General features: G+C 65.4%; 7 protein-coding genes and 2 tRNA genes. 5 read left to right on the forward strand and 4 right to left on the reverse strand.

The window, feature by feature from the left end; all coding sequences use genetic code 11:
* The first annotated feature begins 159 nt into the window (after nucleotides 1-159).
* Together Q4F91_RS10330 and Q4F91_RS10335 are read left to right on the forward strand one after the other, a co-directional pair.
* Nucleotides 160-516 (forward strand): CidA/LrgA family protein, encoded by a 357-nt coding sequence (locus Q4F91_RS10330; protein ID WP_303337416.1) that lies wholly within the window; start codon nucleotides 160-162, stop codon nucleotides 514-516.
* Nucleotides 517-518: 2 nt separating this feature from the next.
* Nucleotides 519-1,253, forward strand: coding sequence for an LrgB family protein (locus Q4F91_RS10335; RefSeq protein WP_303337418.1), 735 nt, complete (start codon nucleotides 519-521; stop codon nucleotides 1,251-1,253).
* A gap of 69 nt (nucleotides 1,254-1,322) precedes the next feature.
* Here Q4F91_RS10335 and Q4F91_RS10340 read toward each other — a convergent pair whose 3' ends face one another.
* Complete coding sequence (locus tag Q4F91_RS10340; RefSeq protein WP_303337420.1) at nucleotides 1,323-2,438, reverse strand: nitronate monooxygenase family protein; 1,116 nt, start codon at nucleotides 2,436-2,438, stop codon at nucleotides 1,323-1,325.
* Between the two features lie 98 nt (nucleotides 2,439-2,536).
* Here Q4F91_RS10340 and mnmA point away from each other — a divergent pair, with 98 nt between their 5' ends.
* Nucleotides 2,537-3,625, forward strand: a complete 1,089-nt coding sequence (gene mnmA, locus Q4F91_RS10345) for a tRNA 2-thiouridine(34) synthase MnmA (RefSeq protein WP_368661003.1) — start codon at nucleotides 2,537-2,539, stop codon at nucleotides 3,623-3,625.
* A 109-nt stretch (nucleotides 3,626-3,734) separates the two neighbouring features.
* Here the strand turns inward: mnmA and Q4F91_RS10350 are convergent, their stop codons facing one another.
* From Q4F91_RS10350 to recA, 3 genes are all read right to left on the reverse strand, one after another.
* Nucleotides 3,735-4,532, reverse strand: a complete 798-nt coding sequence (locus Q4F91_RS10350; RefSeq protein ID WP_303337422.1) for a TerC family protein — start codon at nucleotides 4,530-4,532, stop codon at nucleotides 3,735-3,737.
* A gap of 107 nt (nucleotides 4,533-4,639) precedes the next feature.
* Nucleotides 4,640-5,683 (reverse strand): recombination regulator RecX, encoded by a 1,044-nt coding sequence (recX, locus tag Q4F91_RS10355; RefSeq protein ID WP_303337424.1) that lies wholly within the window; start codon nucleotides 5,681-5,683, stop codon nucleotides 4,640-4,642.
* 86 nt (nucleotides 5,684-5,769) lie between these two features.
* Nucleotides 5,770-6,909 (reverse strand): recombinase RecA, encoded by a 1,140-nt coding sequence (gene recA, locus Q4F91_RS10360; protein WP_303337426.1) that lies wholly within the window; start codon nucleotides 6,907-6,909, stop codon nucleotides 5,770-5,772.
* Nucleotides 6,910-7,292: 383 nt separating this feature from the next.
* On the opposite strand from recA, the gene Q4F91_RS10365 reads away from it, so the two are divergent.
* Together Q4F91_RS10365 and Q4F91_RS10370 are read left to right on the forward strand one after the other, a co-directional pair.
* Nucleotides 7,293-7,368 (forward strand) — tRNA-Lys (locus tag Q4F91_RS10365).
* A 25-nt stretch (nucleotides 7,369-7,393) separates the two neighbouring features.
* Nucleotides 7,394-7,469 (forward strand) — tRNA-Lys (locus Q4F91_RS10370).
* The last annotated feature ends 1 nt before the right edge of the window (nucleotide 7,470 follow it).

Consider the following 7,470-nt stretch of genomic DNA (forward strand, 5'->3'; position numbering starts at 1 on the left):
AAAAAGCGGCATCCCCGGACAGGCGGACGCCGAAAAGCGTGACAGAATTCGCCTTCCAATTATCCAACACGCGAGGCCAGCGACCCGAACATCCTTCGAGGGACCCGAATCCTTCACCGCCGCCGCCCCGCGGACAATGCGGAAGAAGTCCCTAATAATATGCTTGCCTCCATCGCTATCGTTCTTGGTTACCAGATCGTCGGCGAACTCATCAGCCGTCTCACCGGCATTCCCGTCCCGGGCCCCGTCATCGGCATGACGCTGCTCCTTCTCTCCTTCTTCGTGAAGGACGATCTCGTCGAGAAGGTGATCCCGTCGGCGAACGCGCTCCTCGCCAACCTCTCGCTCCTCTTCGTGCCCGCCGGCGTCGGCATCATCCGCCACGGCCAGCGCTTCATGAACGAGGGCGTGGGCATCATGATCGCGCTCATCGCCTCGACCATCATCGCGATGCTCGTCACGGGCTGGACGATCATGCTCGTCGAGAAACTCATGAAGATCGAGGAGGAGGACTGAAGATGGAAGCGCTTCTCCTCGACGCCTTTGAGCACCTCGAGACCAACCCGGCGTTCTGGCTCTGCCTCACGCTCGGCTTCTATGTCTTCGGCCAGTTCGTCTTCAAGGCGGCGAAGTTCAACCCCTTCGCGAGCCCGATCATCATCGCGGTGATCCTGCTCATCCTCACGCTCGTCGTCACGGGCGTGCCCTACGAGACGTACTTCGCCGGCGCGGGCTTCATCCACTTCCTGCTCGGGCCGGCGACGGTCGCGCTCGCCGTGCCGATCTACCGCCAGCGCGGCAAGCTCGTGCAGCTCTGGCTCCCGCTCTCGATCGGCCTCGTCGCGGGCTGCACGGCCGCGATGGTCTCTGTGATCCTCATCGGCGCGGCGTTCGGCGTCTCGGCCGACACCCTCCTCTCGCTCGTGCCGAAGTCCGTCACGACCCCGATCGCCATGGGCATTTCGGAGAGCATCGGCGGCATGCCCGACCTCACGGCCTGCTTCGTCGTGCTCACCGGCATGACGGGCTCGATCATCTGCCGCTCGGTCTTCCGCATCGCCCGCATCAAGCCCGACAGCGTCTGCGGCTGCGCGCTCGGCGTCGCCGCCCACGGCATGGGCACGGGCGCGGCCTTCCAGATCAGCCAGCGCGCGGGCGCCTTCTCCGGCCTCGCGATGGGCGTCTCGGGCATCATCTCGGCCTTCCTCGCCCCGCTGCTCGCCTTCCCGGTGATGAAGCTCCTCGGCTATTGATCCGATTCAGCTCCTCAGGATGACAGCGCCCGGTCGGAAAACGGCCGGGCGTTCTTCATTCAGGCTTCCTCAGACGAGGAGCGAGGCGATGCGCTTCACCGCCCCCGCGCAGTCGCGGTCGAGGCTCCGTCCGGCGGATTCGCCGAGCCGCACGGCCTCTAGCTCCTCGCGGCCCTGCCTTGCCGCGGCCTCCGTGAGGGGCCCCATCACCGCCTCGGGCGCGGGCCACGCGGGGAGCCCCGGCACGTAGTCGGCGAGCGCGTCGAGGAGCGGGGAGCGAAGCACGCGCTCGAGACGCCCCGAGTAGAGCCTTGTGAGCGTGAGGTTTCCCGCGCTCACCCAGGTGAGCGCCTGCTTTGCGTACGGGGTCGCGAGCGACTCCTTGGTGCCGAGGAGCGCCGTGCCGAGCATCACGCCCGAGGCGCCGGCGACGGCGAGCCCCAGCGCCTGCGCGGGATCGAAGACGCCGCCCGCGGCGATGACGGGAAGTCCCGTCGCGCGCGCGGCCTGCGGCACGAGGGCGGCGAGCCCGGTCATCACGTCGTCGGCGTCTTCAAAATTCGAGCGCGGTCCGCCCGCCTCCGAGCCCTGCAGCACGATCGCATCCACGCCCGCGGCGCGCAGAACCTTTGCCTCGCGCAACGTCGTCGCCGTGCCGAAATTGAGTATCCCCGCGGCCTCGAGCGCCTCGGCCTCGGGCTCGCGGAAGCCCCCGGCGGTCGAGAGCACCGCGGCCGGACGGGCCGCGACGATGGCGGCGAAGCGGGCCGCAAAGCTCTCGCCCTCGTTGGCGCAGGCGAAGTCATAGTGCCCGGCCGCATCGGGCGAGTCCGTGGCCGGGAGACCGAGATCCTCCATCACCGCGGAGACGCCCTCGGCGAGAACACGAAGATCCTCGGGCGAGTGCTTCACCTTCGGGGGAATGCGGATCGAGAGCGCGAAGGGCTTCTCCGTCAGGGCGCGGATCTGAGCGACTGCCTGAGTGATCTCGCCGGGTGTCATGCGCCCGACGGGGAGCACGCCGAGGCCGCCCGCCTCGCTCACGGCGGCCGCCATCGCGACGCCCGCCACGCCCGTCATCGGGGCATTCATCACGGGGAGCGCGATGCCGAGCCGGCCGCAGAAGTCGGCGATCCTCGCGTGTGCAGCAGTGAGCGCGGTCTGCGCGGCGCTGGTCTCGGTCATGTTTTCTCTCTCCAATCTAGAATGACGGCTTTCCTCAACGAAATTCCTCTCCGTCGGCCGCTCGGATTGTATTCGCGGCCGCGTCTCAGCAGAACAGAATGTCCAAGCAGAAAGTCGTCGTCGGCCTCTCCGGAGGCGTGGATTCCTCGGTGAGCGCCTGGCTCCTCAAGGAACAGGGCTATGAGGTCATCGGTCTCTTCATGAAGAACTGGGAGGACGACGATGACTCCGAGTACTGCTCCTCGCGCCAGGACTTCATCGACGCCACGGCCGTCGCCGACGTGGTCGGGATTGACATCGAGGCGGTGAACTTCGCGAAGGAATACAAGGAGCGCGTCTTCTCGGACTTCCTTCGCGAGTATTCCGCCGGCCGCACCCCCAACCCGGACATTCTCTGCAATTCCGAGATCAAGTTCCGCGCCTTCCTTGACCACGCCATGAGGATGGGCGCCGACTGGATCGCCACCGGGCACTACGCGCGCGTCAGCCGCGCGAACGGCGAGACGCAGCTCCTGCGCGGCGTTGACCCGGGCAAGGACCAGAGCTACTTCCTGCACCGGCTCTCCCAGGAGCAGATCGCCCGCGTGATCTTCCCCGTCGGAGGGATGCTGAAGACCGAGGTGCGCCGCATCGCCGACGAGATCGGGCTCCCCAACGCGAAGAAGAAGGACTCGACGGGCATCTGCTTCATCGGCGAGCGCCCCTTCCGTGAGTTCCTCTCGCGTTATCTGCCGACGAAGCCCGGCCCCATCCGCACGCCCGACGGCAAAGTGGTGGGCGAGCACGTGGGGCTCTCCTTCTACACGCTCGGCCAGCGCAAGGGCATCGGCGTGGGCGGCCAGCAGGACTCCACGGGCGAGCCCTGGTTCGTGGCGAGGAAGGACCTGAAGACCAACACGCTCTGGATCTGCCAGGGCCACTCGCACCCGTGGCTCGAGTCGCACGAGCTCACCGCCGTTCACCCGAGCTGGGTGAGCGGCCGCGCGCCCGATCCGTCGCAGCCCGTCACCGTCAAGACCCGCTACCGCCAGACGGACGGCGCCTGCGTGATCCGCTCGATCACGGACGACGCCTTCACGCTCGGGTTCGACGATCCGCAGTGGGCCGTCACGCCCGGCCAGAGCGCCGTGCTCTACCAGGGCGACGTGTGCCTCGGCGGCGGCTTCATCGACGTCGCGAAGCCCTGAGCGAGAAGACCTTCGCGCCCAGAGCGGGCAGACCCTCGAAAAAAATCGGCGCCGTTCCATCAGGGACGGCGCCGAATTTCATTCAGGGAGTCAGTGCTGAAGCCTTCGATCAGACCGCAGTGGGTTCCTTGGTCTCGGCCGGGGCGGCCTCGGCGGCACCCTCGGCAGGCTTCGAGATCTTGTGGAGCTTCAGGTTCTCCTCGTGCTCGAGGCGCTTCTTCCTCGCGATGAAGTGACCGACGACAACCACGATGGCGGCGCCGATCGCGCAGGCCGGGTAGTGGGCGGCGAAGCTGAACTCAGGCCAGTGCGTGGCGACGTAGCCGTCCGAGACCATCATGCCGCCGGCGATCCAGCCGAGGAGGCCGCCGCCGAAGTAGATGATGATCGGGAAGCGGTCGAGGAGCTTGAGCACGACCTGGCTGCCGAAGACGATGAAGGGCACGGAGACGAGCAGACCGAAGATGACGAGCATCGTCTGGTGATCGTCGTGCGCCTGCTGGGCGGCGCCGGCGATGGCGATGACGTTGTCAAAGGACATGACGAAGTCGGCGACGATGATCGTCTTGATCGCGCCGATGAGCTTCTTGGAGCCCTCGATCTTCTCGTGGGACTCGAACTCGGGGATGAGGAGCTTGACGCCGATCCAGAGCAGGAGCGCCGCGCCGACGACCTTCAGGAACGGGAGATCAAGCAGCATCACGGCGAAGGTGATCAGCACGACGCGCAGCGCGATGGCGCCGGCGGTGCCCCAGAAAATGCCCTTCGCGCGCTGCTCGTGGGGAAGATTTCGGCAGGCCATGGCGATGACGACAGCGTTGTCGCCGCCAAGCAGGATGTCGATCATGATGATCTGCCCGACCGCAGCCCAGTGCAGGTTACTAAGCAGGTCCCAGATATATTCCACGGTGAACTCCTCTTATGGGGTGAATGGGATTTCAGTCGGGTAATTCTAACTGTGCCCTTTACACTTCCGCCCCGATCCGTTCCAAAAATCCTGTTGTCTAAGCAGATCTACTCAGACAGATCCACCTCTCCCCGCAGCACCTTCTGGATCGCGGACATGCTGAAGCCCCGGGTGGCGAGATAGCGCACCATCTTCTCGCGCTCCTTCCAGTTCTCCGGAGGCTCGCTCCAGCGGCGGCGCCACATTCTGTAGGCGCGCAGCTCCTCGGGCTCCTCCACGGACGCCATCGCCGCGGCGATGGTCTCCTCGCTCACGCCGCTCATGCGCAGTTCCTGACGAAGCCGCATGTTCCCGAGGCGCCCGGCGGAGGCACGGACCTTCATCTCGGCGAAACGTTCGTCGGAGAGAAGCCCCATCTCCTCGAGGCGGTCAAGCGCGGCCTTCACATCCTCGCGCGTCTCGCCCTCGTTGAGCGAGGCGCAGAGCTTGCGCGTGAGATCGCGCCGGGAGTACTCGCGGCGCGAGAGCGCGTCCACCGCGCGCATCAGAACCGACCGGTGCTCCTTCGGCTTCCCTGCGGACCGTGCGCGCCGGTCCGCGGCGAAGACCTCCGGATCCGCGCAGGTGTCGCCGTCGACCTCCACGGTCGTGCCGTCCTCGCGCAGCTCGGCGAATGCGTTCACATCCTCGGACGAGCGGATGATCACCGCCCCGCCCGCGCTCTCCCTCGTGTGCGACGGAGTCTCCCCGCCCGAGGATCGCGGAGCCTCAGCGGGCTTCTTTCTCCGGCCTCGGCGCCTGCCGTCAGGGCCCTTCGGGCTGCTCTCTGAACTGCCGCGCGGCTTCACGGACCTCTCGTCCCCGCGCTTTTCCGAATCCGAGACGGGCACCCAGTTCAGAGCGGCCGGGACCGCTCCGAAGACGTCCGCCTGCGAGAGCGCGGCAGCGGGCTCGAACACCGGCTCAAGCCCCATCTCCGCCTCGAGGTCGCCGAAGAGCGAACCCTCCTCGGGGGGTTTTGCCGCGGTGCCTCTCTGAGCGCGCACTGACTTTGCGGCCGGCGCGGGCTTCTCTTTTTCCTTCTTCCCTGACCCGGGCGACTCAAGAGGCTCGAGCGGCTCGAGATCGTCCTCGCTGAAAAGTATTTCCATGGCGTATGCGCGAGAAGGCCTCCGCGCGTCGTTGCTGCACGAAGGCCTTCCCTGAAGGGGTTCAGTTATCGGTGAGACCGGTCAGATCACAGATCGTCATCGACCTCGCGTTCCGGCTCCTCGGCGGCTTCGACGGCCTCGGCGCCGTCAAGCGCATCGATGTCCTCGTCGTCGACCGCGGTGATGCTCGAGAGGTGAACGCCCTTCAGCTCGCGGATCTTCATCTCGATCTCCTTCTGCAGGGCCTCGTCCTCCTTGAGGAGCTCGCGGACCTTCTCCTTGCCCTGGCCGAGACGGCGGCCTTCGTAGGAGTACCAGGTGCCGGACTTCTCGAGCACGTTGAGCTCGGTGCCGATGTCGATGATCTCGCCGAGGCGCGAGATGCCCTGGCCGTAGAGGATGTCGAACTTGACCTGCTTGAACGGGGGCGCGACCTTGTTCTTGACGACCTTGACCTTCGTCTCGCTGCCGATCACCTCGTCGCCCTTCTTGATGGCGCCGACGCGGCGGATGTCGAGGCGGACCGAGCTGTAGAACTTCAGCGCGTTGCCGCCCGCGGTGGTCTCGGGGTTGCCGTAGCCGCCGATCTTCATGCGGATCTGGTTGATGAAGATGACGATGCACTTCGTGCGCGAGATGTTCGTCGTGAGCTTGCGCAGCGCCTGGGACATCAGGCGGGCCTGCAGGCCGGGGAGCGACTCGCCCATGAGGCCTTCGATCTCGCTCTTCGGCACGAGGGCGGCGACCGAGTCGACGACGATCAGGTCAACCGAGCCCGAGCGCACGAGGGCGTCGACGATCTCGAGGGCCTGCTCACCGCTGTCGGGCTGCGAGAGGAGGAGGTTCCCCATCTGCACGCCGAGGCGCTGGGCGTAGGTGATGTCGAGCGCGTGCTCGGCGTCGATGAAGGCGCAGGTGCCGTCGGTCTTCTGCATCTCGGCGATCACCTGGAGCGCGAGCGTCGTCTTGCCGGAGGACTCGGGACCGTAGATCTCGATGATGCGGCCCTTCGGGAGGCCGCCCACGCCGAGCGCGAGGTCGAGCGAGAGCGAGCCGGTCGAGCAGACCTCGATGTCCTGGGGCTCGGGGTTGTCGGCCATGCGCATGATCGCGCCCTTGCCGAACTGCTTCTCGATGTTGGCGAGAGCGATGGAGAGCGCCTTCGTGCGCTCATTGCCTTCCTTGCGGGCCACGGGCTGCGTGCGGGCGCTGTTCTTGGTAGCCATGGTGATGTCTCCTACCCCTTTCGCGGGGTGGTGCGCACCCTCCGGCCAGTGAAATTTCGGCCACTGTGCGGTGAGGTGCTGTAGAAGATCATTTTCAGAGATGTTTGCACGAAAATGATCTTCTACTCTGTTGATAATAGGGTAAAATTTCTTCACGCCATCCTTGGCGACAAGCGAACTGTAGCACCCTCGGATGCGATGCGCAATAGTCTGAAAGGTTAGTGGTTACCCTAACCTTTGATACCCGGCCCGTACTTCGGCCTGCGCTCGCCCGAGGGGAAGTTTTTCGACCGTCTTCAAGAAAACCCTTGACAGACAGATTTCTTTGATGCAGAATTCGCTTCCTCAATCGAACGCTCCTGTGCGGCTCGGCCCGGCACAATGGGTCGTTAGCTCAGTCGGTAGAGCAGCGGACTTTTAATCCGTTGGTCGTGGGTTCGAATCCCGCACGACCCACCAACAAAAGCAGGACGTCGAATTGATTGGGAACGTAGCTCAGCTGGTAGAGCAGCGGACTCTTAATCCGTCGGTCCAGGGTTCGAATCCCTGCGTTCCCACCAA

The organism is Sutterella sp. (assembly GCF_030539355.1).
Taxonomy (GTDB): Bacteria; Pseudomonadota; Gammaproteobacteria; order Burkholderiales; family Burkholderiaceae_F; genus Sutterella.

Coding starts and splice junctions, on each gene's coding strand:
- Q4F91_RS10330 (WP_303337416.1), top strand. CDS start 160: ATGCTTGCCTCCATCGCTATCGTTCTTGGTTACCAGATCGTCGGCGAA.
- Q4F91_RS10335 (WP_303337418.1), top strand. CDS start 519: ATGGAAGCGCTTCTCCTCGACGCCTTTGAGCACCTCGAGACCAACCCG.
- Q4F91_RS10340 (WP_303337420.1), bottom strand. CDS start 2,438: ATGACCGAGACCAGCGCCGCGCAGACCGCGCTCACTGCTGCACACGCG.
- mnmA (WP_368661003.1), top strand. CDS start 2,537: ATGTCCAAGCAGAAAGTCGTCGTCGGCCTCTCCGGAGGCGTGGATTCC.
- recX (WP_303337424.1), bottom strand. CDS start 5,683: ATGGAAATACTTTTCAGCGAGGACGATCTCGAGCCGCTCGAGCCTCTT.
- recA (WP_303337426.1), bottom strand. CDS start 6,909: ATGGCTACCAAGAACAGCGCCCGCACGCAGCCCGTGGCCCGCAAGGAA.